The organism is Pontiella agarivorans (genome assembly GCF_034531395.1).
GTDB lineage: Bacteria > Verrucomicrobiota > Kiritimatiellia > Kiritimatiellales > Pontiellaceae > Pontiella > Pontiella agarivorans.
In genome coordinates, this window is record NZ_JARVCO010000010.1 from 1 (window position 1) to 21,529 (window position 21,529).

Below are 21,529 nucleotides of genomic sequence, written 5' to 3' on the forward strand. Positions count from 1 at the left end.
CTTTCTTTTTGGCGGCCTTTTTCTTCGTCGCCTTCTTTTTCGCAGGCGCTTTTTTAACAGCCTTCTTCTTGGCGACTTTCTTTTTCGCCGGGGCCTTCTTCACCGCTTTCTTTTTGGCGGCCTTTTTCTTCGTCGCTTTCTTAACGACCTTCTTCTTGGCGACTTTCTTTTTCGCAGGAGCCTTCTTTACCGCTTTCTTTTTGGTGGATTTTTTCTTCGCCGGAGCCTTTTTGGCAATCTTCTTTTTGGCCGGAGCTTTCTTCACCGCTTTTTTCTTAACAGCCTTTTTCTTGGCGACTTTCTTTTTAACCGGTGCCTTTTTAACTGCTTTCTTTTTCACAGCCTTCTTCTTCGCTGCCTTTTTCTTCGCTGCCATTGTGGCCTCCTTAGTTTTTACTCCTGACCAACGATCATCTCCCCATTCCTGCGTGTCTTGTCCGAGTTACACTTTGTTAAAGATGCTTGAATGATCGTCCTTCTGAAAATGTTTATAAGCACAATGTTAATTTTATGCAAATGGTTTGAGTTATAAAAACTCATGGTGTCATTGGGGTTACAACAATAAGACCAACGGCCATGAACACTCACGCCCCCCGTGAAGCAGGACATAGCAACAACAGGAAAATGAATCTCGTTACCTGGAACGAATAAACCACTTTACCCAACCCACTGCTTTTTTATGGACGCCGGTCCTTTACGTAACGAAAGAGCCGGACCGCACGTTCAACAGCGCTTTCTGTGTCGTGAAGAAAGGCAACAAATCAATTGGCATGAGAATGATCTATCCTCTCCCGGAAACCTGATCTGTGCACAAAAAAACCGTTCGCAGCACGAACGGTTTTCGATGAATCTTTCAAGCAGCAGATCAGAGTTCCTGCGTAATCTTTTCAACGATGTACGCCTGAATTGTATCCCCGGATTCGAAGTTCGTAAAGTTGTCCGGACGAATACCGCACTCCTGACCCTGGCGAACTTCAGAAGCGTCGTTCTGGAAGCGCTTAAGCGAACCGATGAGCCCTTCGAACAGAATATCTCTGCCGCGTTTAATGCGGATACTTGCTTTAGCTGTAACCCGGCCGCTCATCACCATACAACCGGCGATCTTGCTTTTCTTGCTGAGCTCAAATACTTCCCTGATTTCAGCTTCGCCGATCACCTGTTCACGCAGCTCAGGCTCCAGGAGCCCCTTCATCGCGCTTTCAACATCTTCGATCAGTTCGTAGATGATGCTGTACAGACGGATCTCAACACCCTCGCGTTTCGCCGCAGCGTTGGCTCCGTTTTCTTTCCCGGTGTGGAAGCCGAGAATAATGGCATCCGATGCACTCGCCAGCATGACATCATTCACCGTAATGTTTCCGACATCGTTGGAGATAATATTGATTTCCACTTTGTCGCTTTTGATGCCGCTGAGTGAATGCGCAATCGCCTCTACCGAACCTTGCACGTCGGCTTTGATGATTACTTTCAGCTCTTTCTTCTCGCCGCCGACTCCGGCGGTACCGAACAGATCATCAAGTGACATCTTTTTCGGCGCTGCCGCACCGGCACCGCCCAGCTGATTCTGGCGTTCTTCCGCCTGCAGTTCTTCAGAAATCGCCCGGGCTTCTTTATCACTGCCCATGGTCTGAAATTCATCACCTGCTCCCGGCGCATTGGTCAGACCGAGAATCTTAACTGCGGTTGAAGGACCGGCCGTACGGATCTTTTTCCCCTGATCGGAAATCAGCGCTTTAATGCGACCCCAGTACTGTCCGCAGATGATCGGATCACCGACTTTCAGTGTCCCTTCTTTCACCAGCACAGACGCCGTCGGTCCCATACCCTGTTCCATCTGAGCCTCAACCACAAAACCATTGGCCGGTTTATTGGGATTGGCTTTCAGCTCCAGCATTTCGGATTCAAGCAGAATACGTTCAAGCAAACTGTCAATACCTTCTCCGGTATGCGCACTGACCGGAATACAGCCGATATCGCCGCCCCAGTCCTCCACCATCACTTCATGTTCCTGAAGCTGCTGTTTTACGCGATCGGGATTAGCCGAACGCAGGTCCATTTTATTCATGGCAATAATCATGCAGACGCCGGCCGCTTTCGCATGCCGAAGTGCTTCAAGCGTCTGAGGCATTACACCGTCATCGGCTGCAACCACCAGCACCACGATATCCGTCAGATTTGCCCCGCGGGCACGCATGGCGGTAAACGCGGCATGGCCCGGTGTATCGAGAAAAGTGATTTTATGATCATTGAGCTCCACCGTATATGCGCCAATGTGCTGGGTAATCCCGCCGGACTCACCGGCGGTCACCCGCGTGTCGCGAACTTTATCGAGCAGCGACGTTTTACCGTGGTCAACGTGGCCCATAAACGTAACCACCGGCGGGCGCGGAAGCAAAGCATCCGGAGTATCCGGAAGCTCCTGCTTCTTCTTGGCCGCCGCTTTCTTTGCGGATGCCTTGGGCTGCTGCGGTGCGGCCTTTTTCTTTTCTTCCTTGCGGACCGTAAAGCCGTGTTTCGCACCGATCTCTTTGGCCACCTTCAGATCAATCTCTGCATTGATCGATGCAAAGACGTTCATTTTCATCAGTTCAGCAATGACAACATTCGGCTTGAGATCCATCATCTCCGCGAACTCTTTCACAACCACCTTCGGCTTTTTCAGCTCAATCAGGCCAGGCTCTTTCGAGGGTGCAGCCGCCGGCGCGGCTTCCTCGGCAGGAGCCTGCTTTTCAGCCGGAGCTTCCTGAACGGCCGGTTCGTCGGCAGCCGGAATCTCTTCAGCAGCCGGAGCTTCCTGCTCCGGTTCCGCTTCGGCCTCGGAATTATCTTCGCGGGCCTCGTCAATGGAAGCATAGCCCAGCTCGTCGCAGACCTGGGCAATCTGTTCATCGTTCAGCTCGGCATCCGGGCCATCGACAGCAATGTCGATATCGCCCAGAATCTCTATCAGTTCATCGGCAGAAACGCCGACATCTTTTGCAGTTTGTACTACAGTCATCATTCTGAAATCTCACCATGTTCTTTAATGTATTCACCTTCGGCAGCATACCAGATTGATTTGGCCTGCTCGCGGGAAATGCCCTCGATAGAAGAAAGGTCGTCCATATCGGCCGCCAAAATTCCTTCCAGGGTCAGGAAGCCGGAGAAGACCAGCTTTTCTGAAAATTCGTCGCCGATACCTTCGATCGCCGCCAACTTTGTGACCGCGACAGCAACGCGTTCCTCAAAGTCCATACTCTCTTCATCCTTCTGGATGTCGACCCGCCAGCCAGTCAGCTTGGAGGTCAGGCGCGCATTCTGGCCGCGTTTACCGATGGCCAGCGAAAGCTGATCCGGCTCAACCGTAACCTGCACGGTCTGCGTCTCTTCATCGGCATCCACACTTTTCAGACGCGCCGGCGCAAGCGCATTGGTAATCAAGGTGTGGATATCTTCACTCCAGCGGACAATATCTATTTTTTCGCCGGAGAGTTCGCGCACAATATTTTTGACCCGCATGCCGCGCATGCCGACGCAGGCCCCAACCGGGTCCACCCGCTCGTCATAGGAAATGACCGCCACTTTGGAGCGGTAGCCCGCTTCTCGGGCAATGCCTTTAATCTCCATCGTTCCATCAGAAATTTCCGACACCTCCAGCTCAAACAGACGCCGGACAAAATCAGGATGATTGCGCGAAAGCACAATTTCAGGTCCACGCTCCCGTTCGCGTACATTCTGGATGATGGCGCGAATACGCTCACCGACTTCATACTCTTCAGTCGGAACACGTTCCTTAGAAGGCATGATGGCCTCGCCGTGCTCGAGCTCGATCACAACATCCGAACGATCAAAACGGGTAACAGTACCCGTGATGATTTCACCGATACGGTCTTTATACTCTTCGAAGATCAGTTCCTTCTCGGCATTGCGTATTTTCTGCATGATCACCTGTTTGGCAGTCTGGGCAGCAATACGACCGAGGCGCGGAGGAGTGGTTTCAATTTCAGAACCGTCCGAAAGCTTCCGGTACGCCTTCTGTTCAAACGTTTTCCGATCAATGGAAATACGCAGGGTGTCGTCTTCCATGCCATTCTTTTCCGCCACGCTCTGAAGCGCCAGCTCAATGGCACGTACAATCACATCACGCTCAACGCCGCGCTCGCTTTCCATGTACTCGACAACGGCTTTCAGCTCTGCAGGATTCATAACCGCTACCTCCTTCACTCAACCTTCAATTTCAAATAACCGGCCCCTTTATCGAAAAAGAGCGGCCGATGGGGCCACTCTTTACCAGAGCCAAAATATCAACAAGACGTGGAAGCTACTCCTCCACCCCCGCCCCGTCAAGGGCCAATCCGGGCAAATCCCGGCCCGCCAAACACAAAAATACGGACCGCACACCGACATACCCGCCCATGACAGAACATTGATTCATACCCCGCCCACGCGGCTTTTTCCCCTGCAGACTCAGGCAGTTTGTGTGATTAGCCCGATACTTACGAATCCGGTGAAATACAGATGGGTTGAAGAAAAGTGGAGCCAATGATCGGAGTCGAACCGATGACCTATTCATTACGAGTGAATTGCTCTACCAACTGAGCTACATTGGCCACTTGAAAGAAGGCCTGAGTGTTTACGAAAATCGGGGGACGGGGTCAACCCGGATTTACAGCTTTTCACGGTCAGCCGGAAAGCGGATTGAGCGGCACAGGCTGTTTCGGTACGGTCAGAGAGAACCGAAATGCACCGGATTCATCAGCGGCCCGGTTTTATGTGCCCGAAATTGCGGCCTGCCACTCCTCGCTGTCGGGGCCGACCACACATTCGTTGTTGACCCGCATGGCAAGGCGTTTTTTACATTTCGACACAACATCGGAAAACTCACCGGCCGGGATGGAGCCCACGGATTCAACCAGCGCCTGCCAGTGCGGTTCATTCTGTTCCGCCAACTGATAGTAAACCCATTTGCCGGATTTTTTCTGGGCCAGCAGGCCGGCTTTGTAGAGCATTTTCAGATTCCGGGAGGCATTGTACTGCGTATCGCCGGTCACATCCATGGCTTCGGCCACGGTGATGCATTGGTCCACGTGGATCAGCAACCAGAACAGGCGCAGCCGATGAGGCTCTGCAAGGGCTTTGAGGGCATCGATATATTCTTCATTCATGACGGTCCTTCTGATTCACTAAACCGGCAATCATGATAGCAATTCCGAGCAAACATACCACTCCGGAATGCATCGCATGAAAGGCCAGTGCCGCCCCCCGCTCTCCGGAAAACAACGCCATCCAGAAAATCGGGCAGCACAACCCCAGCAGGGCCATATTCCGACCGGCTTTAACCTGCCCGGACATACTGCCTCCTTTAATAAGGGTGGTAATCACCAGATACAGATAGCGGTATGCACACCATTTGCTCATACAGGAGATGAGTCGCCTGCCGGACATTCCCTCTTTCTCCTTCGATTGCATATCGGTCGTTTTTTCCATTTCGGGAATCTCCTTTAAGGCGCTGTTCTCCGCCGCCGTAATACGCCGGCGGCGGAGAAGACCACGCGGTTACCGGGTTAAAGGACGTATTGAACCAGAACACCGCCGCAGACTGCGGTGATCAGGACAATGGTGATAAATGCGATTACCGCTTTGGGTTTGAGCACGGAGGAGACCAGCGCAATTTCCGGCAGACTGGCACCGGTCCCTCCGATGATCAGGGCAATGGCCGGACCGAGGCCCATGCCTTTGGCGATCAGCACCTTGAGCAACGGAACCGCCATTTCAATGCGCAGATACACCGGAACACCGATCACGGCGGAGATGATAATTGAAAGCAGACTGTCGCCGCCGACATATTTTTCAACAATTTCAGCCGAGAGATAGGCCGCCGACACCCCGCTGATCAAAGCCCCGATCAATACATACGGAATAATTTTTTTGAACAGCACCCACGCGAAACGAATGGCCAGCACCGGCTTTTTCGTCTCACCGGAACCTGCAGCAGTACCCGGACAGCAGGTTGGCTGCGGTTCGGGCTTCGGTTCAGGCTCTGCGCCGCAGCAGGAGACGGGAGCACACCCGGAGTCCGCCTTTTTATCGCCCAGCTCTTCGCCCCGCCTGATCTCATTTTTCCAAGGGGTTTTCGTAATAAACCAGCCGCCGATAATCGCCGAAATGAAGGTAATCGCAAAATAACTGGCGGTGACCTTGAACCCGAAAACAGCATACACCATGGCCAGAACCACAAAGTTGCAAAGCGGAGCCGAAATCAGAAAACTCAGCACCGTACCCAGGTTTACCCCCATCGTGGCCATGCCCATGGTCAACGGAACAACGGATGCGCTGCAGAACGGGGTGAGCATCCCCAGAAAGGCTCCCAGCAACGGACCGAACCGCTCATGTTTCGTCAGTTTTTTCTGCAGTTTGTCCTGCGGAATATATTCCCGCATAAAACCCGTCAGCACCGATACCACGGCGATAACAATAACGAGCGCTCCGCCCACATGAACAAATTCTTCCAATGCAACAGTCAGTTTTTCAGCATTCATAATCCTGCCTGGTTAAGGGTTAATTTAAAAACGTCCGCGCATAATTACATACTTGCACATGTCTGCAAGTATAATGTCAAAAATTCGGGGCGAGGCGGTTTTTCGGAAATTTCGGGCCTTCGATCGGGTTTTCTGCAACAGCGGATTCTGTCCGCTCCGCCGACGCCCATATGCCGCACAGCCTATCGCAGATGAACCGGAAACAGATCTCAGTGCATCGAAGAAAGCAGGTTCAGTTGCTCGTTCAAATCCTGCCAAAGTGTATCGGTTGCAAACTCTTCATACTGGCCGTTGATGTCGGCCATATCCATAACGGTGACCCACGGGGAGCCGTCAACCCGGAAGGCTTCAAGGCGGAATTTACGAAGTCCCCGGCCGTTGGCCAGCTTCAGATGCTCGCACTTGAAAATAGTCTGAATGACTTTCCGTTTTATAAAACTGCCGGTTTCAAACCGGAGATTGGCATCGGTGATATAGGCCACCTCGCGCCCGTTGGCATCTTTCCAGACCACTTTGGCATCCTCAAGCTGCAGCAGGGTTTTGGCATTGATGGCCTTCGGCGGAAATTTCGGCAGCGAATCATCCGCCTTATCCGGCGGGCGGAACCCCACCACCGCCCCGAGCCGACGGCCGATTCCACTGAGAATCAGCGGTTCCCAGTTTCCCGTGTTTGGAACCTGCCGGAAGGTCATTTCCATATTCCTGATGCTCAACTCGCGTACAAACGGCGTCTCTTTGGAGAAGAAGAACAACCAGTTGAACTTCATCTTCACATCGGGCATTTCCACCCCCTGGAAACTCAGCCCCTGAAGATGGAGTCCGCACAGCAGCGTCATCCCCGTTTTCTGGATGGAAATCGGCTGGCGGGTGCCGTTGGACAACTTATCGACAATGGCCTGCCGCGTTCCCTCCAGCCGCGAAATAACATGCCCGCCGATATAGAGTATAATCAGAATAATCAGCGTTGTGACGGCATTCCGCTTGAAACGCTGCCATTTACTTTTTTTCGGCGGTGCTGTTTTTTTCTTAGCCATTTGCCAGTTCGATCGACCGCGTCTGCGCCGCTTTGAGCGCCGCCACAACGGCATCCTTCACGCCGTGTTCTTCCAGCGTTGAAATGGCGGCATGGGTGGTGCCGCCTTTCGATGTTACTTTTGCACGCAGACCGGCCGCCTCTTCGCCCGATTCCCTCATCAGTTTAGCCGCTCCGATCACCGTTGAAAGCGCGAGTTCACGGGAAACTCCTTTTTCCAATCCCATCTGTTCCGCCGCTTCAAGCATACTTTCGAGCAGATAAAAAACATAGGCCGGACCGCTGCCGCTCAGCGCCGTGACCGCATCGATTTCCTTCTCGTCAACCACAACCGCCACGCCAACCGCACCGAGCAGATTGCAGGCAATTTCCACATCCGCTTCAACGGCAAATTCCCCGGCGGCAATCCCCGCAGCCCCTTCTCCGACCAGCGCCGGCGTATTCGGCATCACCCTCACCACACGAATCGGTTTTCCATTGGCAATTTTAGCAGAAGGAATTCCGGCCATAATGCTGATCACCAGCGCGTCGGATTTAAGTGCGCGCTCAATCTCCGGCCAGACGTCCGGAAAAATCTGCGGTTTAACCGAAAGCACAATGACATCCGCCTGCGCCACCGCCGCCGCGTTATCCGTAGTGCGCCCGACGCCGTACTGTTCGGTAAAATGGTCCAGCCGCTCTTCGTTAATATCCGTCACGCAGACATCCGCCGCTTCAACCACGTTCTGCTTAATGATCCCCGCAACAATGGCTTCCGCCATGTTACCCGCTCCGATAAATGTAATTTTCATGATGATTTCCTTTTACCACAGGGCGCACAGAGTACACAGAGGCTAATTGCTCAATCGCGCATCCAATCCCTTTTCCCTGTTGGCGGATTTTGATTCATCCGCCGTGCGCTCGGGGGTTAAATCCTTATCCTCTCTTCCCAAACAGATCCGTTCCGATGCGGATCCAGGTGCTGCCCTCTTCAATAGCGACTTCCAGATCGTGCGACATCCCCATGGAAAGTTCGGGCAGCGGCGTACCGGTTTCGTCCTGCAGCTGATCGCGCAGTTTCCGAAGGCTGGAAAAATGAACACGCGTTTTTTCCGGATCAGGCGCAAACGGCGGAATGAGCATCAGGCCGTGCACCTCGCACTTGCTCATTTGGTTGGCCGCCTCAATGGCCCCCGCCACTTCTTCAGGTTTAAACCCGTATTTTGCGGCTTCCCCGGCAATATTGACCTGCAGCAAAACCGGCAGGGTCTGGTTGGCATGACTTTCCAGGGTTTGGAGCAGTTTCAGCGAATCCACGGAATGGATCATTTGGAAAAGGTTGGCTGCAACCTTGGCCTTGTTGCTCTGCAGATGCCCGATCAAATGCCATTCCAGCCCGCCGGGACTCATCGGAATTTTGGACTGCGCTTCCTGCACCTTGTTTTCACCGAAAAGCCGAAGTCCGCAGTCAACCGCTGCGCGCACCGCTTCCGGCGGTTTCGTTTTTGAGACCGCAAGCAGCGTTACGCTGTCGCGCGCCCGGCCGGCTTTTTCACACGCCGCCTGAATTCTGTGTTCCACCCGTTCCAGTCGATCTGAAAATGTTTCTTCCATATATTTCACGTCCTTTTCGACCCAACAGCATTACCGATGACCCCGTATCGAATAAAGAATGAAAACCGCGAATCTCAGTCGCTCAGTAGAGAGCGGTTATTCCCGGGAAAGGCCCTTCCATGAAAACCCCCGATTTGCCGGCCGCATCATTCCCGTTCATGAGCGCCGGCTGACCCTTGAAGGAACATAACCAAATCCGTACCATTTAAACGTGGTGAGCATCGGGTTCAGCCGGAAACCGCCGGGCCGGTTTTCAGGAATACGATATTAATCCCGCCCCGGACAACACATTCTAAAACTTTTGCTCCCAATCATTTCGAACACTTCCTTTCAAAGGAACCGTTGTATTATAGGATCTGAAAATAGACGTAAACGTTACTCCGTAAAATAAAAGAAAAGCGGTTGCAGTCTTATTCCGTTGTTTCTATGCTCCCAAACATAAATCACCAGCAACATGTAAAACCACAAGGAGAGAAAACATGAAAAAATTGATGATTGTAGCTGCAGCGTGCGCGCTGACCGCAGGATCTTTTGCTGAAACCGCAGGCTTCCAGCTTTCGTTGACTCCGGATATCGCCCTCCAGGACCGTGATACTGAAATCAAAGGCGTATCGATCGGGGTATGGAATGAAAACCCCGGTGCACAGTGGCAAATCGGTTTTGTGAACGGTTCAACCGGCGACAGCAAAGGTTTCGCCTGGCTGCCCTACCTCACATTCTATAACTATGCTGAAAACTTCTCCGGCGTACATTGGGCTTGGGTGAATAACACCTCCGGTAAATTTGTCGGCTGGCAGAGCGGCATTGTGAACATCGCTCAGGAAGAGTTTGTCGGGCTCCAATCCGCCTGGGTGAACTACACCGCAAAAATGCACGGCGTTCAGCTTGGCCTGGTGAACTATGCAAAAACTGTTGATGAATGGGCCTTCCAGCTCGGGCTCGTAAACATCATTGAAGACAACCCTTGGTTCAGCAACCTCCCAGGAGAACTGGCTCAGGGCATGATCATTGCCAACTGGAGCTTCGGTGATTAATTCAACGTGCTGAATTAAACATATCCAAAGCAAAGCCGCTCCGATGTTTCAGAGCGGCTTTTTTTACATCCGCATCTGATCACATGAGGATTGACAGCCTTTAAGATCTTGCAGAAAGTGAATTTGTTTGATCCCAAGTAGTTTTTTATGAAAGCCATCGATATTACTTCAGAGGATCGATATCGATAAACTGCAACAAAAGTAGGAAGAACCTTTTATTTCAGGAGAAAGCATGATGAATAAAAAGCTTAGATCTTCGGTTTCCTGCGTCGGCTTCATACTGATCGCCGGCTGTGCAACGGTTGATAAACAGCCGCAGGCGGTTGAGGCCCCGGTTTCGCGCGAGGCCCAGCTTCAAGCCCAGAAGCAACAGGCTCTTCCCCCGAAACCCCGTTTAAAACGAAAAATTGCGATCGGACGCTTCAGCAACGAAACCCGATACGGCCGCTCATTACTGCGCGACGATGAAAATGACCCGCTGGGCAAACAGGTTTCAGATATTCTGGCCGGACGGCTGGTGGAATCGGATCGTTTCCTGGTTTTTGAACGCCCGGATATCAATAAGCTGAAGACCGAAAGCGAACTGACCGGTCAAACGCTGAACCTTGTCGGCGTGGATACCATGATTTTCGGATCGCTGACAGAATTCGGAATGAATACCACCGGCAAAAAAGGCTTTCTCAGCTCCACCAAAAAACAGACGGCGGAGGCTTCGGTGGAGCTCCGGCTGGTGGATGTTAAAACCGGCCGTATCTTCTTCACCGCCAAAGGCAGCGGCTCGGCCAGTGTTGAATCCGGAGAAATTGCAGGGTACGGCAGCAAAGCCTCTTATGATGCAACCCTGAGCGATAAAGCCATTGATGCCGCCGTATCCGATGTGCTCAATACGCTGATCCGGAAGCTGGAGGAGAAAACCTGGAAAACCTCAATTCTTACGATAGAAAACGGCCAGGTCTACATCAGCGGCGGAGCCCATCAGGGCATCAGCAAGGGCGACACCTTTGCCGTCATGAAACGCGGAAAGACGGTGAAAAGTCCGCAGACCGGACTCGATATCGAACTTCCGGCTTCAAACGTGGCCTCCATTGAAATCCTTTCACTGTTCGGCGAAGACGAAGCCGGCGAAGGTTCAATCGCCCGGGTAACAGCAGGCGATCTGTCCGCTTACGATATAAACGACCTCTTCATCACGGAACAGGAGAATGAATCATGAAATGGATTTTCCTAACAGCAACCCTTCTGACCGCCGGCCTTTTTTCCGGCTGTGCCTATCCGGAAAAAGCGAAAGTGGAGCAGAAAGACGCCCGGCCGACCCTCGGCATCGCCGGAGCACCCGCCGGCGCAAAGCTCTTTGTTGACGGCCTCGATATGGGGCCGGCAGCCCGCTTTAATGGAAAAGCAGGCGTTCTGCTCGTCGAAAGCGGAAAGCACCAAATTGAGGTCCGCAGCCCGAGCGGCGCGGTTCTTTACACCGAGGAAGTTTTCCTGAGTGGAGAAACAACAAAAATCCTGACCTTTAAACCATGAACCGAAAACTGCTTCTGTACTGTTGTGCCGTTCCGCTTTTTCTTTCCGGCTGTGCCGCCCCGACCCTTTTCACCTGGGGCAATTACGACCAGTGGTTGTATGAAAACTATAAAAACCCCAAAAACGATGAAGTGCTTTATGCCGATTTGTCCGCCCTCATTTCGGACTACGAAAGCAGAAAAAATCCGCAGACCAAACCCCTGGCGCCCGGACTGTATGCCGAATACGGCTTTCTGCTGATGCGGCGGGGGGAAAACAAAAAAGCCATCGAATATTACAACAAAGAAAAAGCACTCTGGCCGGAATCCGCAGTATTTATGGATCATATGATTCAGGTGGCCTCCATCAACACCGGCACCGCAGACGGGGGAGAAATTCATGAATAAGAACATCATTTATTCTCTTTTGCTTTTACTCCCCGTTCTGCTGGCGGGCTGCAGCACCACCCCGCCCGCCGGATATGACTACACCGCGTTCCGTTCAGCAGACCCGCACTCCATTCTGATCGTACCGGTGGTCAACAACACCGTCGATGTGGATGCCGCCGATTATTTTCTGTCTGCCATTTCCCAGCCGGTTGCCGAACGGGGCTACTACGTCTTTCCGGTCAACATGGTCAAACGCGTAATGGAAGAAGACGGGCTCGCCGATGCCCATATGGTGCACCATGCCGACCCGACCCGCCTGGCCGCCCTGTTCGGAGCGGATTCGGTTCTTTATATTACGGTGGAACGCTGGGACGCACAATATGCCGTACTCGCCACCACCGTGACGGTTGAATTCAATTATGTGCTGAAAGACGGCCATACCGGAAACGAACTCTGGAGTACGGCGCAGAAAATTGTCTATCAGCCGCAAAACAGCTCCAGCGGAAATCTGATCGCCGATCTGGTGGTTGCCGCCGTTCAGGCGGCCGCAACCAAAGCTGCACCCAATTACATGCCTCTTGCACGGCAGGCCAACGGAAAAGCGGTTGTCCAGACGCACTATGGTCTTCCGGCCGGTCCGTATAACCTCAAAGAATATCAGAACGATATGGATCGATTCTAACGCCGGCGCCGCGGTGGGGCACAGAGTTTGGCCAGCAGCGTTTCAAGCATCAGCTCATGCGGGATCGATCCTTCCGAAATCATCTTTTCGTGGGTATCCACCACCAGCCGCTTGCTCGCCGCCAGGCGGGCGACCGTGTAGGGAGCCGCCTGGTTGGCAAATTTCGAAGCCCGGAACCAATGCATTTTCCGCGGATCATCTGGCATGGCCGCAAAATAATCATCAATCTCTTCGTCGTTCGCCCACTGGATCCGGTTGCCGTTCATGCGAAGCCAGCCGATCTCCATATATTCCCGGAACCGCAGTAGATTCTGAAACAGATTTTCAATCTGGATAATCAGACCGATGGCCGTCTGTTTCTGGAAAAGCAGCTGCCGGAAAATCCGGATCGCCTCCCCGAGTTTCCGCTCGGCAATAGCATCCGTAAAGTCCCAGGCCACCGCTTCATGAGAAGCCGCCGTCATCAGCTGCACATCCTGAAGCTGGATATTTTTATCCTCGCCTTTATAGAGCACCAGCTTCTCCACCTCATTCATGATCTGGCGGGTTTCAAAACCGGCCCGGTCGATAAACAGGTCCGCCGCATCGGAATCGATGCTGTACCCTTCGCGCTTAAACAACGATTTCGCCCGTTTCAACGCCACCGGCCGCGCCTCATAGTCGCGTTCGGGAATATCAAACTCCTCGAATTCAACGATATCCTTAATCGCCTTGTAAAAACCCGAAACCTTGTAAATCCCCGGCGCGGAAACCACCAGAAACTGATCCGGCGAAAGCCCGGCCTTCAGATCATTGGAAAGTTCCGCCAGCAGCCGTTTCACATCGGCATTCTTCATAATGACCTGATTTTTCAGAAACGCGGCATCGCGCAGCCAAACCACTTTTTTACCGCCGAAAAGCCCCACGGTCCGGAATGCCGCCACGCACTGATCGATTGCCGCAATGGCCTCATCCACCTTCGATGCACTGCCGTCGATCACTTCCAGCGAGAGCGACTGCTCCTCCGCAGGGCAGATCTGATCCACCTTTTTCCGCGCATTCGTACCCACCAGGTATTCATCATTTCCACAATAAAAATATACGTTATCCGCCATGATTCCTTCCAAACTTCCAATCTCCGGAAGATATGATTTAATCCTCTCCTTTGAAACTGAAAACAGGATCAAGCATGAACAAAACCATCTGGGCGCCGTGGCGCATTGAATACATTCTGGGCGAAAAAGAAGGCGGCTGTTTTCTCTGCCGCATGTTCGCCGAAAACAACGACCGTGAAAACCTGCTGCTTAAACGCGGAAAAACCTGCGCCGTCGTCATGAACCGCTATCCCTACAATTCCGGACATCTGATGGTCACTCCGTACCGCCACCTTGACAATCTTTCCGAACTCACGGCTGAAGAGCGGCTCGAACTGATGGATCTCACCGCCGAAGCCGTGGATATTTTAAAGGCGGAACTGCATCCGCAAGGCCTCAACCTCGGGTTTAATCTGGGCGAACCCGCCGGAGCCGGACTGAAAGATCATATCCACCAGCACATTGTACCGCGCTGGACCGGTGATACCAATTTTATGCCCGTTCTCGCCGACACCCGCGTGATGCCGCAGGCCCTGCTCGAACAGTACGATATTCTTCACCCCCTTTTTAATCCGGCCTGATGATGAAATCCGAAAAAGAAAAAATGCTCGCCGGCGAACTCTATTATTCCATGGGCGGCGAACTGGCCGCCGAACGTGAAACGGCCCGATCGCTGCTGAAAAAAATGAATATCGAGCTGTTCGATGACCCCGAAGGACGCCGGGAAACCCTCCGGCAACTGCTGCCCAACTGCGCGGATGATATTTATGTGACCCCGCCCTTCTATTGCGATTACGGCTATAATATTCACTGCGAAGAAAAGGTTTACCTGAATTTCAACTGCGTTTTTCTCGATGTCTGCGAAATCCGCATCGGTGCACGGACCCTTTTCGCTCCGAATGTGCAGCTCTACACCGCCGGCCATCCCTTATCCGCCACGCAGCGGGCGGCCGAACTGGAATTCGGCCAACCCATCACCATCGGCAAAGACTGCTGGCTGGGCGGGAACGTCATTGTCCTTCCGGGCGTCACGATCGGTGACCGCGTGGTAATCGGTGCCGGTTCTGTCGTCACAAAAGATATCCCTTCCGATGCATTGGCCGTAGGCAATCCTGCAAAGGTCATCCGGAACATTGAGAAAACCGATGCACCGCAATGACCTGCTTTCCAGACTCCGGACCTATCGCAAAACGTGGCCGAATGAAAAAGACACAGCGGACCGGCTGATCGGTTTTGTTGAAACCCATCCCGACTGTTTTGAACGCTCCTTGCAGGTTGGCCATATTACGGGTTCCGCCTGGTTAGTTAATCGAGCCGGGACACACGTGCTTTTGACGCACCACAGAAAACTCGATATGTGGCTGCAGCTCGGCGGACATGCCGACGGCAACACCGACATCATCGATGCCGCCCGGCAGGAAGCCCTCGAAGAATCCGGAATCCGGAATCTGACCCTGTGGAATCCCGAAATCTTCGACCTCGATATTCATCGGATTCCTGAGCGTAAAAATGAACCGGCGCATTTTCACCACGATGTCCGCTTTGTGTTCCAATGCCTGGAAAACGAGGACTACATCGTATCCGAAGAATCGCACGATCTCCAATGGGTCGACATCCAATCCCTGGAAAAATTTACCCATGAAGAATCCATGCTTCGCATGAAACGGAAGTGGCTTCAATTGCTGTCATAAAGAACTTGCGAAATATGTCATATATGACATATTTATAACCATGAACAAGCACCCCAAACCGCTTGTATGGCTGAAGGGCGAAATTAAAACGCCACCCCTCAGCAAGGAAGCCCGGATTGAAGCCGGCTGCCTGCTGAGAGATTTGCAGGAAGGAATTCGTCTCTCCCTGCCCCATTCACGCCCAATGCCCGCAATCGGGAAAAGGTGCCATGAGTTGAGAATCACAGATGAAAATTCGATTTGGAGAATTGTCTACCGCATAGATTCTGATGCGATCGTCATTGCTGATGTATTTCAAAAGAAAACACAACAAACACCCAAGCGAGTGGTCGACGAAAGCAAACGCAGGCTCAAACAATACGATCTGATCTAGACAGGAGAAGAGCATCATGAATGCCGAACAAAGAAAAAAACTTGAAGCTGCTGGATTTGCCATAGGAGATACTCAGGAATTTCTGAATCTGAGCGATGAGGAGATGGCCTATATCGAAATTAAGCGCGCCCTCAGCCAGCACCTTCGTGAAAAACGGAAGTCGAAAAAACTTACCCAGAGCCAGGCCGCTAAACTGATGCACACCAGTCAGAGCCGTTTCGCGAAGATGGAACACGCCGAAAAAACCGTATCCATCGATCTGCTTGTGCGTGCCAATCTTGCACTCGGAGCAACCCCCGGCGAACTCAAACACGCCCTCTGAACCCTGCCCTCAAGGGTCGGAGCACTCCAAAACACCGCTTCTCGCTACATGATTTTCCTGTCCTCTTCTTTTCTATCGTCCTGGATTCTGCAACGCTCCCCCGCCATATGAATCAACATTTTACAGCCATCACCCTCAAAGCCACCGGCGCTTCCGCCCTCACCGAATCCGAAGTGATTCAAAACCTCTGGAGCGGCTACGGAAAAATTGTGCGTGTAGGCCTGGAATATACTATGGAGGGACGACCTCCGTGTCGTCCTGGGACGGTACAGAGCCCGTCCCTCCAGAGCGTCATCGTCAAACACGTCCAGTGGCCCACCCGGCAGCACCATCCGCGCGGCTGGAACACCGGAAATTCCCACGAACGCAAAGTAAAATCCTATCAGGTCGAAACCGCATTTTATCGTGATTTTTCCAACCGCTGCGATGATTCGTGCCGCGTTCCGGAATGCTATGCCCTCGAAACCCGCGGCGATGAAGTGTTCATGGTGATGGAAGACCTCGATGCATCCGGGTTTCATTTGCGGAAAAGCTATGTGACCGAGGCCGACATCGAAGCCTGCCTTTCGTGGCTCGCCCACTTTCACGCCGAGTTTATGCACGAGGAACCTTCCAGTCTTTGGAAAACCGGCACCTACTGGCACCTCGAAACCCGCCCCGATGAATTACAGGAACTCGATGATCTGAAGCTGAAAAACGCCGCCGCTGCGATCGATCAGCAACTGAAAAATTCGCCCTTCCAGACCTTCGTGCACGGCGACGCCAAACTGGCCAATTTCTGTTTTGCGGAAAACGGCGAGGTCGCAGCCGTTGATTTTCAATATGTCGGCGGCGGATGCGGCATGAAAGACGTGGCCTATTTTATCAGCAGCTGCCTTTCAGAGGATGAATGCGAACAGCAGGAAACCCGGCTGCTTGATGTTTATTTCCAATGCCTGGAAAAGGCGCTCGAAACACGCGGAAAAAACATCGATTTCCAATCATTGGAAAAAAACTGGCGGTCGCTGTATCCCGTAGCCTGGACCGATTTTTTCCGCTTCCTGCAGGGCTGGAGTCCCGGGCACTGGAAAATCCATGCCTACAGCGAACGCCTCGCCCGCGAAGTGCTGGAACAATGTAATTAGACCATTTGCTAAAACATACTGGTATATTTTTACCACCCTCTCCGCTGGAGGACTCGGAGGACACAGAGTCCTTCCTCCGTGGTGAACCCTCGGAGGTTGATAACGTACAAATAGTTTCGCCCATTTGAATAAGAAGTCCTCCGGCGGATACGATCAGCCAGTGCAACCAAACACATAAGAGGACCAAATGGAAAGAGCAGATCCCCTACGACGAGAAGCACTACCTGAGCATCATTAAAAGACGGGGCCTCTCAATTTGAAAAACCATCGCTGATGACCCTGATGATATTAGGCTGAACGGCCCTGTCGAAAGTCAGTTCTTACGTTGACGGAGAACCTAAGATGACTGGTTGGGGCTTTTTTGTTTCTTGGTAGGCCTACTGGTTTTTCTGGAAAACGAATGTTAATCCTTTTTCTTTCAGGTAATCCTTAATTTCCTGAACTTCGTCATACTTCTTCGCATTCATGAATTCTAGCCGAATTGAATATTGGTCAATTTCCGAAATGCCGACCTCTTCTTCTAAATAGAGATACCATTCATCTTTCCTGTTATAAAACTCGCAAACTTTGAGAGGAGGCGTTGCTTTGAATACATTAGAGCTCATAGTTTTTGTTCCTTATTTGCATTAGAAATCATTGTTAGGTTTTGCATTCAAATATTCGACGATGCTTGTTTCAAATGCTTTCAGCTTCGTGTCAATTTGAGAGACTTCGCTTTCGTATAGGGTAGAACTGTGTCGTCCAACTATGCCGTAGTCACTGAATGTAAATCTGGCTTTGCCTTCTTTAACTTCAATTTTCATTTTGAATTCTGCCTGTAATGCGATGGATGATAATCCAGACTTCAGGATGATATTGGGCACAATGCCATTGCAAATTATTATCCCTTTCTCTTTATCCTCATAATCAATCACAGCTTTGGCTGATTTTAAATTCTCAGCTACCCATAACTTCAGGCCAGTGTAAATATCTTCACTGGAATGATCGGTAAGAGTAACAACGTATTGTAAATCAGCTCGGTCTGTATCCGCTGGACTTATTGATGTTGTTTCACAACCAGAAAAGAGCAAGGAAGCTATGACAGTTAATGTGATGTATATTTTTTTCATTTCATCTGCTCCTTGAAAGGATGTTTTATTTTTCTTCCCCAGACCCTATGGCTGAAGCTCGACTCAGCCACGGTCTCTTTCTTTGTTAAAATTGGCGGCGTTTTCACCGTAAAGTCCATGTGCTGGTCGATCATTTATGTGTTCTCACGAATGCTTTTCAGTTTGGATGGACCAATGCCCTTGAGAGCAAGTAATACCTCATCTGGTGCATTAAGCATTTTAGAAATCGAGCAAAATCCTAGATTTGATAATTCTTCTAGGTGCTCTAGCTTCAAACCTTTGTGGGATGGAGCTCCAATTTCTTGTAAGACAAATTCTAATATCTGGTTTTTGGTGCCTCCAAATAATTTGTGCAGGTAATCGTCAGCATTGGATATTTTCGAGTTAGACAATTTTAAAATTTCATTCTGTTTATATAGTGCATCTTGATAGTCAGTTATTTTGGGATCTTGGGGTTTCTCAATTATTTCCCTTAATGCAATTAGGAAGAGGAGAAAATCACCTCCGTCAGGATCAATGGGACCTACTGAACTTGAGACTGTACGTCCTTCTGAAAGGAAAGAATACTTGCTTTCTACTTCGGGTAACCAAATGAAATGTGGGCTATCCACTTCCTTTTCTTCATCTGGGATGTTGGGTGAAATTTCTCCGTGTCTACGTAAATATTTCAAAGGAACGGTAGGTTGGAGTGTTGCAGAGAAACGATATCCTTTCATAACCACAGACGATTGATCTGCAAACTGGTGTACGGTCATTTTTAACAACTCTGGATCAACCTTTTGGTCAGGTATTTTGCCTTGAACCTTTGAGTTTTTGTTGTTGCGTAGTTTGTTAATGAATTTTCTTATCATGATTATTTATGAACAGTGTGTTAAACGGATGCGATGTATGGGGTATACGTTGCATCGCTGTATGCATTCAGCGGCCCGCGCTGTATATCCCCGATAACCGGTTACGTCGATGGATGGAATGCAGTGTAGATCAGGCCCATAACAACTTAAAGACTTGGCTTGAAAAAATCTTTTTGCGCCGCATTTACTTTTTCCAGAAAGAGGAAAAGGGAAGCAAAAACAAAACGGCGTTCCCGACACACTGCCCGCTTCCCGCGGGCTTTCCGATTGCAGACCTTTTTTCCTAAGTTAAGCGTGTTTCAAATTGTAGGGCGTGAATGGTCAAAGACCTTCCCGCCGCATTCCAACGGGCTGAAACTACAGTAGAGTCGTTGCAGTTCAAGGGTGCAACCCACTTTACGAAAGGGGTGGGAAGGTCTCGCAAACTCAACCGTTCCAGCCCTACAACCCTTAACTTAGGGCCATGGCTGGTTATGCTTATTTTTCAATTATAAATGGAAAATCGACTAAGACAGCATCATCTTTCTTTAGTTGTACACGCCACTCGCCGGGGCTTCTTGATGGCATGTTTCCTTTAATCGGTAATGACGTTATCAGAACAGAATTATTTCCGTATTTGGTGGTGATAGGGCGAGATAGATAGACGCTAGAGTCTGGTTCAATCCACTCCACAATAAATGTTGGAATTGACCATGAAAAATTTGGCTTGAATACGACGTGTAGAGTCACTTTTTCATCATTTATATTAAAAATGGTTTTAGTATTGGATGACGATGAACCTAACCAATAGTACTCGGCATCATCGGATAAATTTGCTGTTTTTACTACTGTTGAGCACCCAGTAAGCAACAAGGCAAATGTTGAGATTAGTGATAGAGATATATTTTTAGTCATAATATTTTTTCCGGCATAACGTTACGAGTGACCCGCTTTGGAATCAGACTCTGCTTTCAAAATCGGGCGTTGTTCAAGGTAGGGTTAATGAGCTTGGTTTAACTCATCAAGGGATTTCTGAGCGGTCATACGTTCTTTCTTGAGCATGTCGATGTCGACGATAATGGACATAATATTTTCTTTTTCCGTCCTTTTAAGGCTCACCTCTAACTGCTTGATCTGCGAATCTAATGATCGTATTTGATTCTTATAACCTGCCATTCGTCTTTCTCTTTCAAGATCATTTTTCTGACTAGGAGTTAGGCTGTCATAAAAACTCCGTTGCTTCTCTGACAGGGAGTTGTATTCCTCTTGTGGTATTTCGAAGGGTTTCTGGGACGGGGAGCTACTTATCATGGAGCAACCGTTGAGACAGATTAGTGCACTGATTGTGATTATTATCTTTTTCATATTTATCCTCCGAACGTTACGAGTGACCCGCTTGGGAATCAGACTCTGCTTTCAAAATCGGGCGTTGTCCAAGTAGGGTCTACTCGCTGGTTAGCCGTTGTTATTCTTTTTCATCACATCATCAATAAAGCTCTTAAGGTCATCATATTTTCGTGTCCCTAAATTCAGGTGTTTCCCCCTGGAGTCCATTGACATAAAAAACTTGGATTTCCCTGGCCGAATACATCGATTCCTTTTTCCAAGGTGTAATAGAGATATTCATCATCTGATTTTATCAGCAAGACGTGATAGCACTCTGGAGGTTCTGCGGGTTTCTGAAACGTTATGGTATATGCGTCTTTGTTTTTAACGGGCTGTATGGTTAGAGCTTTAGCAAAAGTTGAGTCAACAGACTCTTTTGCGATACCTATCAGTTTTGACTTTGAGCCATTTTCTAAATCAGCAAAGAATCTTCCGTCAGTTTTAAATAGAAGTGACGGTGTGAGTTTGTGCTGAAATGCATAGATTTTATCATGCCTTGATTGAGCTTCATCTTTCCCTTGAACAATGGGGGTTAATAGTGAGATGGAAATAAAGAGAATGATTGATAGATGTTTCATAATATTTTTCTTTCCGTGGCTAACAGTGTGTTAAACGGATGCGATGTATGGGGTATACGTTGCATCGCTGTATGCATTCAGCGGCCCGCGCTGTATATCCCCGACAACCGGTTCCGTCGATGGATGGACTGCAGTGTAGATCAGGCCCACAACAACTTAAAGACTTGGGTTGAAAAATCTTTTTAATCGTATTTCCTTTTTCCAAAAAAAGAAAAGGGAAGCAAAAACAAACCGGCGCACGAAGTACTGCAGCAGCCTGCTTCATGCCCGCAAATCTATACCTGCTGA

At 50.4% G+C, this 21,529-nt stretch carries 27 protein-coding genes and 1 tRNA gene; 12 read left to right on the plus strand and 16 right to left on the minus strand.

All coding sequences use genetic code 11. The features are described 5' to 3' along the window. Positions 1 to 470 (plus strand): hypothetical protein (locus P9H32_RS07490; protein WP_322609318.1); only part of this gene is annotated, 470 nt, incomplete at its 5' end. Between the two features lie 395 nt (positions 471 to 865). On the opposite strand, the gene infB is transcribed toward P9H32_RS07490, so the two are convergent. From infB to P9H32_RS07535, 9 genes are all read right to left on the minus strand, one after another. Next, positions 866 to 3,001 carry a translation initiation factor IF-2 gene (infB, locus tag P9H32_RS07495; RefSeq protein ID WP_322608270.1) on the minus strand — a complete coding sequence of 712 codons (2,136 nt, stop codon included), beginning with the start codon at positions 2,999 to 3,001 and terminating at the stop codon, positions 866 to 868. Then, positions 2,998 to 4,185: a transcription termination factor NusA gene (gene nusA / locus P9H32_RS07500; protein WP_322608271.1), complete on the minus strand. Its 1,188-nt coding sequence runs from the start codon at positions 4,183 to 4,185 to the stop codon at positions 2,998 to 3,000. The genes infB and nusA overlap by 4 nt, the downstream gene beginning before the upstream one ends. Positions 4,186 to 4,513: 328 nt before the next feature. Next, positions 4,514 to 4,589: transfer RNA gene (locus P9H32_RS07505), tRNA-Thr, on the minus strand. Between the two features lie 159 nt (positions 4,590 to 4,748). Further along, entirely contained in the window at positions 4,749 to 5,144 is a 396-nt protein-coding gene (locus P9H32_RS07510; RefSeq protein WP_322608272.1) for an ArsR/SmtB family transcription factor, read from the minus strand. Next, positions 5,137 to 5,466: a hypothetical protein gene (locus tag P9H32_RS07515; RefSeq protein WP_322608273.1), complete on the minus strand. Its 330-nt coding sequence runs from the start codon at positions 5,464 to 5,466 to the stop codon at positions 5,137 to 5,139. Before P9H32_RS07515 ends, P9H32_RS07510 begins: the two co-directional genes overlap by 8 nt. A gap of 77 nt (positions 5,467 to 5,543) precedes the next feature. Beyond that, positions 5,544 to 6,518, minus strand: coding sequence for a permease (locus P9H32_RS07520; RefSeq protein ID WP_322608274.1), 975 nt, complete (start codon positions 6,516 to 6,518; stop codon positions 5,544 to 5,546). Positions 6,519 to 6,727: 209 nt separating this feature from the next. Then, on the minus strand, positions 6,728 to 7,552 hold the full coding sequence (locus tag P9H32_RS07525) for a hypothetical protein (RefSeq protein WP_322608275.1): 825 nt from the start codon (positions 7,550 to 7,552) through the stop codon (positions 6,728 to 6,730). Next, positions 7,545 to 8,342: a pyrroline-5-carboxylate reductase gene (proC, locus tag P9H32_RS07530; protein WP_322608276.1), complete on the minus strand. Its 798-nt coding sequence runs from the start codon at positions 8,340 to 8,342 to the stop codon at positions 7,545 to 7,547. Before proC ends, P9H32_RS07525 begins: the two co-directional genes overlap by 8 nt. Before the next feature lie 124 nt (positions 8,343 to 8,466). Then, positions 8,467 to 9,144 (minus strand): YggS family pyridoxal phosphate-dependent enzyme, encoded by a 678-nt coding sequence (locus P9H32_RS07535; RefSeq protein WP_322608277.1) that lies wholly within the window; start codon positions 9,142 to 9,144, stop codon positions 8,467 to 8,469. Between the two features lie 479 nt (positions 9,145 to 9,623). Here P9H32_RS07535 and P9H32_RS07540 point away from each other — a divergent pair, with 479 nt between their 5' ends. From P9H32_RS07540 to P9H32_RS07560, 5 genes are all read left to right on the plus strand, one after another. Next, a complete protein-coding gene (locus tag P9H32_RS07540; protein ID WP_322608278.1) occupies positions 9,624 to 10,178 on the plus strand; it encodes a hypothetical protein in 555 nt (184 codons plus the stop codon). A 232-nt stretch (positions 10,179 to 10,410) separates the two neighbouring features. After that, positions 10,411 to 11,391, plus strand: coding sequence for a CsgG/HfaB family protein (locus tag P9H32_RS07545; protein ID WP_322608279.1), 981 nt, complete (start codon positions 10,411 to 10,413; stop codon positions 11,389 to 11,391). Next, entirely contained in the window at positions 11,388 to 11,705 is a 318-nt protein-coding gene (locus P9H32_RS07550) for a peptidase associated/transthyretin-like domain-containing protein (protein ID WP_322608280.1), read from the plus strand. Before P9H32_RS07545 ends, P9H32_RS07550 begins: the two co-directional genes overlap by 4 nt. After that, a complete protein-coding gene (locus P9H32_RS07555; RefSeq protein WP_322608281.1) occupies positions 11,702 to 12,091 on the plus strand; it encodes a DUF4810 domain-containing protein in 390 nt (129 codons plus the stop codon). Before P9H32_RS07550 ends, P9H32_RS07555 begins: the two co-directional genes overlap by 4 nt. Continuing rightward, positions 12,084 to 12,755 carry a DUF799 domain-containing protein gene (locus P9H32_RS07560; protein WP_322608282.1) on the plus strand — a complete coding sequence of 224 codons (672 nt, stop codon included), beginning with the start codon at positions 12,084 to 12,086 and terminating at the stop codon, positions 12,753 to 12,755. Before P9H32_RS07555 ends, P9H32_RS07560 begins: the two co-directional genes overlap by 8 nt. On the opposite strand, the gene holA is transcribed toward P9H32_RS07560, so the two are convergent. Further along, positions 12,752 to 13,849, minus strand: a complete 1,098-nt coding sequence (gene holA / locus P9H32_RS07565) for a DNA polymerase III subunit delta (RefSeq protein WP_322608283.1) — start codon at positions 13,847 to 13,849, stop codon at positions 12,752 to 12,754. The genes P9H32_RS07560 and holA overlap by 4 nt on opposite strands. A gap of 74 nt (positions 13,850 to 13,923) precedes the next feature. Here holA and P9H32_RS07570 point away from each other — a divergent pair, with 74 nt between their 5' ends. From P9H32_RS07570 to P9H32_RS07595, 6 genes are all read left to right on the plus strand, one after another. Next, positions 13,924 to 14,409 carry an HIT family protein gene (locus P9H32_RS07570; RefSeq protein WP_322608284.1) on the plus strand — a complete coding sequence of 162 codons (486 nt, stop codon included), beginning with the start codon at positions 13,924 to 13,926 and terminating at the stop codon, positions 14,407 to 14,409. Next, positions 14,409 to 14,987: a sugar O-acetyltransferase gene (locus tag P9H32_RS07575; protein WP_322608285.1), complete on the plus strand. Its 579-nt coding sequence runs from the start codon at positions 14,409 to 14,411 to the stop codon at positions 14,985 to 14,987. The genes P9H32_RS07570 and P9H32_RS07575 overlap by 1 nt, the downstream gene beginning before the upstream one ends. Beyond that, on the plus strand, positions 14,974 to 15,519 hold the full coding sequence (locus P9H32_RS07580; RefSeq protein WP_322608286.1) for an NUDIX hydrolase: 546 nt from the start codon (positions 14,974 to 14,976) through the stop codon (positions 15,517 to 15,519). Before P9H32_RS07575 ends, P9H32_RS07580 begins: the two co-directional genes overlap by 14 nt. 40 nt (positions 15,520 to 15,559) lie before the next feature. Continuing rightward, entirely contained in the window at positions 15,560 to 15,892 is a 333-nt protein-coding gene (locus P9H32_RS07585) for a type II toxin-antitoxin system RelE/ParE family toxin (protein WP_322608287.1), read from the plus strand. A gap of 16 nt (positions 15,893 to 15,908) precedes the next feature. Then, positions 15,909 to 16,214 (plus strand): helix-turn-helix domain-containing protein, encoded by a 306-nt coding sequence (locus P9H32_RS07590; RefSeq protein WP_322608288.1) that lies wholly within the window; start codon positions 15,909 to 15,911, stop codon positions 16,212 to 16,214. 107 nt (positions 16,215 to 16,321) lie between these two features. After that, complete coding sequence (locus P9H32_RS07595) at positions 16,322 to 17,338, plus strand: oxidoreductase family protein (protein WP_322608289.1); 1,017 nt, start codon at positions 16,322 to 16,324, stop codon at positions 17,336 to 17,338. A gap of 377 nt (positions 17,339 to 17,715) precedes the next feature. Here the strand turns inward: P9H32_RS07595 and P9H32_RS07600 are convergent, their stop codons facing one another. From P9H32_RS07600 to P9H32_RS07625, 6 genes are all read right to left on the minus strand, one after another. After that, positions 17,716 to 17,943: a hypothetical protein gene (locus tag P9H32_RS07600; RefSeq protein ID WP_322608290.1), complete on the minus strand. Its 228-nt coding sequence runs from the start codon at positions 17,941 to 17,943 to the stop codon at positions 17,716 to 17,718. A gap of 21 nt (positions 17,944 to 17,964) precedes the next feature. Beyond that, positions 17,965 to 18,447, minus strand: a complete 483-nt coding sequence (locus P9H32_RS07605; RefSeq protein ID WP_322608291.1) for a DUF4468 domain-containing protein — start codon at positions 18,445 to 18,447, stop codon at positions 17,965 to 17,967. A gap of 134 nt (positions 18,448 to 18,581) precedes the next feature. Further along, entirely contained in the window at positions 18,582 to 19,298 is a 717-nt protein-coding gene (locus P9H32_RS07610) for a hypothetical protein (RefSeq protein ID WP_322608292.1), read from the minus strand. A 477-nt stretch (positions 19,299 to 19,775) separates the two neighbouring features. Continuing rightward, a complete protein-coding gene (locus P9H32_RS07615) occupies positions 19,776 to 20,192 on the minus strand; it encodes a hypothetical protein (protein WP_322608293.1) in 417 nt (138 codons plus the stop codon). 84 nt (positions 20,193 to 20,276) lie between these two features. Next, on the minus strand, positions 20,277 to 20,642 hold the full coding sequence (locus P9H32_RS07620) for a hypothetical protein (RefSeq protein WP_322608294.1): 366 nt from the start codon (positions 20,640 to 20,642) through the stop codon (positions 20,277 to 20,279). A gap of 164 nt (positions 20,643 to 20,806) precedes the next feature. Continuing rightward, complete coding sequence (locus P9H32_RS07625) at positions 20,807 to 21,241, minus strand: hypothetical protein (RefSeq protein ID WP_322608295.1); 435 nt, start codon at positions 21,239 to 21,241, stop codon at positions 20,807 to 20,809. Between the last annotated feature and the right edge of the window lie 288 nt (positions 21,242 to 21,529).

What these genes read in the sequence shown, in the direction of transcription:
- infB (WP_322608270.1), bottom strand. Translation starts at nt 3,001, where the DNA reads ATGATGACTGTAGTACAAACTGCAAAAGATGTCGGCGTTTCTGCCGAT.
- nusA (WP_322608271.1), bottom strand. Translation starts at nt 4,185, where the DNA reads ATGAATCCTGCAGAGCTGAAAGCCGTTGTCGAGTACATGGAAAGCGAG.
- P9H32_RS07510 (WP_322608272.1), bottom strand. Translation starts at nt 5,144, where the DNA reads ATGAATGAAGAATATATCGATGCCCTCAAAGCCCTTGCAGAGCCTCAT.
- P9H32_RS07515 (WP_322608273.1), bottom strand. Translation starts at nt 5,466, where the DNA reads ATGGAAAAAACGACCGATATGCAATCGAAGGAGAAAGAGGGAATGTCC.
- P9H32_RS07520 (WP_322608274.1), bottom strand. Translation starts at nt 6,518, where the DNA reads ATGAATGCTGAAAAACTGACTGTTGCATTGGAAGAATTTGTTCATGTG.
- P9H32_RS07525 (WP_322608275.1), bottom strand. Translation starts at nt 7,552, where the DNA reads ATGGCTAAGAAAAAAACAGCACCGCCGAAAAAAAGTAAATGGCAGCGT.
- proC (WP_322608276.1), bottom strand. Translation starts at nt 8,342, where the DNA reads ATGAAAATTACATTTATCGGAGCGGGTAACATGGCGGAAGCCATTGTT.
- P9H32_RS07535 (WP_322608277.1), bottom strand. Translation starts at nt 9,144, where the DNA reads ATGGAAGAAACATTTTCAGATCGACTGGAACGGGTGGAACACAGAATT.
- P9H32_RS07540 (WP_322608278.1), top strand. Translation starts at nt 9,624, where the DNA reads ATGAAAAAATTGATGATTGTAGCTGCAGCGTGCGCGCTGACCGCAGGA.
- P9H32_RS07545 (WP_322608279.1), top strand. Translation starts at nt 10,411, where the DNA reads ATGATGAATAAAAAGCTTAGATCTTCGGTTTCCTGCGTCGGCTTCATA.
- P9H32_RS07550 (WP_322608280.1), top strand. Translation starts at nt 11,388, where the DNA reads ATGAAATGGATTTTCCTAACAGCAACCCTTCTGACCGCCGGCCTTTTT.
- P9H32_RS07555 (WP_322608281.1), top strand. Translation starts at nt 11,702, where the DNA reads ATGAACCGAAAACTGCTTCTGTACTGTTGTGCCGTTCCGCTTTTTCTT.
- P9H32_RS07560 (WP_322608282.1), top strand. Translation starts at nt 12,084, where the DNA reads ATGAATAAGAACATCATTTATTCTCTTTTGCTTTTACTCCCCGTTCTG.
- holA (WP_322608283.1), bottom strand. Translation starts at nt 13,849, where the DNA reads ATGGCGGATAACGTATATTTTTATTGTGGAAATGATGAATACCTGGTG.
- P9H32_RS07570 (WP_322608284.1), top strand. Translation starts at nt 13,924, where the DNA reads ATGAACAAAACCATCTGGGCGCCGTGGCGCATTGAATACATTCTGGGC.
- P9H32_RS07575 (WP_322608285.1), top strand. Translation starts at nt 14,409, where the DNA reads ATGATGAAATCCGAAAAAGAAAAAATGCTCGCCGGCGAACTCTATTAT.
- P9H32_RS07580 (WP_322608286.1), top strand. Translation starts at nt 14,974, where the DNA reads ATGCACCGCAATGACCTGCTTTCCAGACTCCGGACCTATCGCAAAACG.
- P9H32_RS07585 (WP_322608287.1), top strand. Translation starts at nt 15,560, where the DNA reads ATGAACAAGCACCCCAAACCGCTTGTATGGCTGAAGGGCGAAATTAAA.
- P9H32_RS07590 (WP_322608288.1), top strand. Translation starts at nt 15,909, where the DNA reads ATGAATGCCGAACAAAGAAAAAAACTTGAAGCTGCTGGATTTGCCATA.
- P9H32_RS07595 (WP_322608289.1), top strand. Translation starts at nt 16,322, where the DNA reads ATGAATCAACATTTTACAGCCATCACCCTCAAAGCCACCGGCGCTTCC.
- P9H32_RS07600 (WP_322608290.1), bottom strand. Translation starts at nt 17,943, where the DNA reads ATGAGCTCTAATGTATTCAAAGCAACGCCTCCTCTCAAAGTTTGCGAG.
- P9H32_RS07605 (WP_322608291.1), bottom strand. Translation starts at nt 18,447, where the DNA reads ATGAAAAAAATATACATCACATTAACTGTCATAGCTTCCTTGCTCTTT.
- P9H32_RS07610 (WP_322608292.1), bottom strand. Translation starts at nt 19,298, where the DNA reads ATGATAAGAAAATTCATTAACAAACTACGCAACAACAAAAACTCAAAG.
- P9H32_RS07615 (WP_322608293.1), bottom strand. Translation starts at nt 20,192, where the DNA reads ATGACTAAAAATATATCTCTATCACTAATCTCAACATTTGCCTTGTTG.
- P9H32_RS07620 (WP_322608294.1), bottom strand. Translation starts at nt 20,642, where the DNA reads ATGAAAAAGATAATAATCACAATCAGTGCACTAATCTGTCTCAACGGT.
- P9H32_RS07625 (WP_322608295.1), bottom strand. Translation starts at nt 21,241, where the DNA reads ATGAAACATCTATCAATCATTCTCTTTATTTCCATCTCACTATTAACC.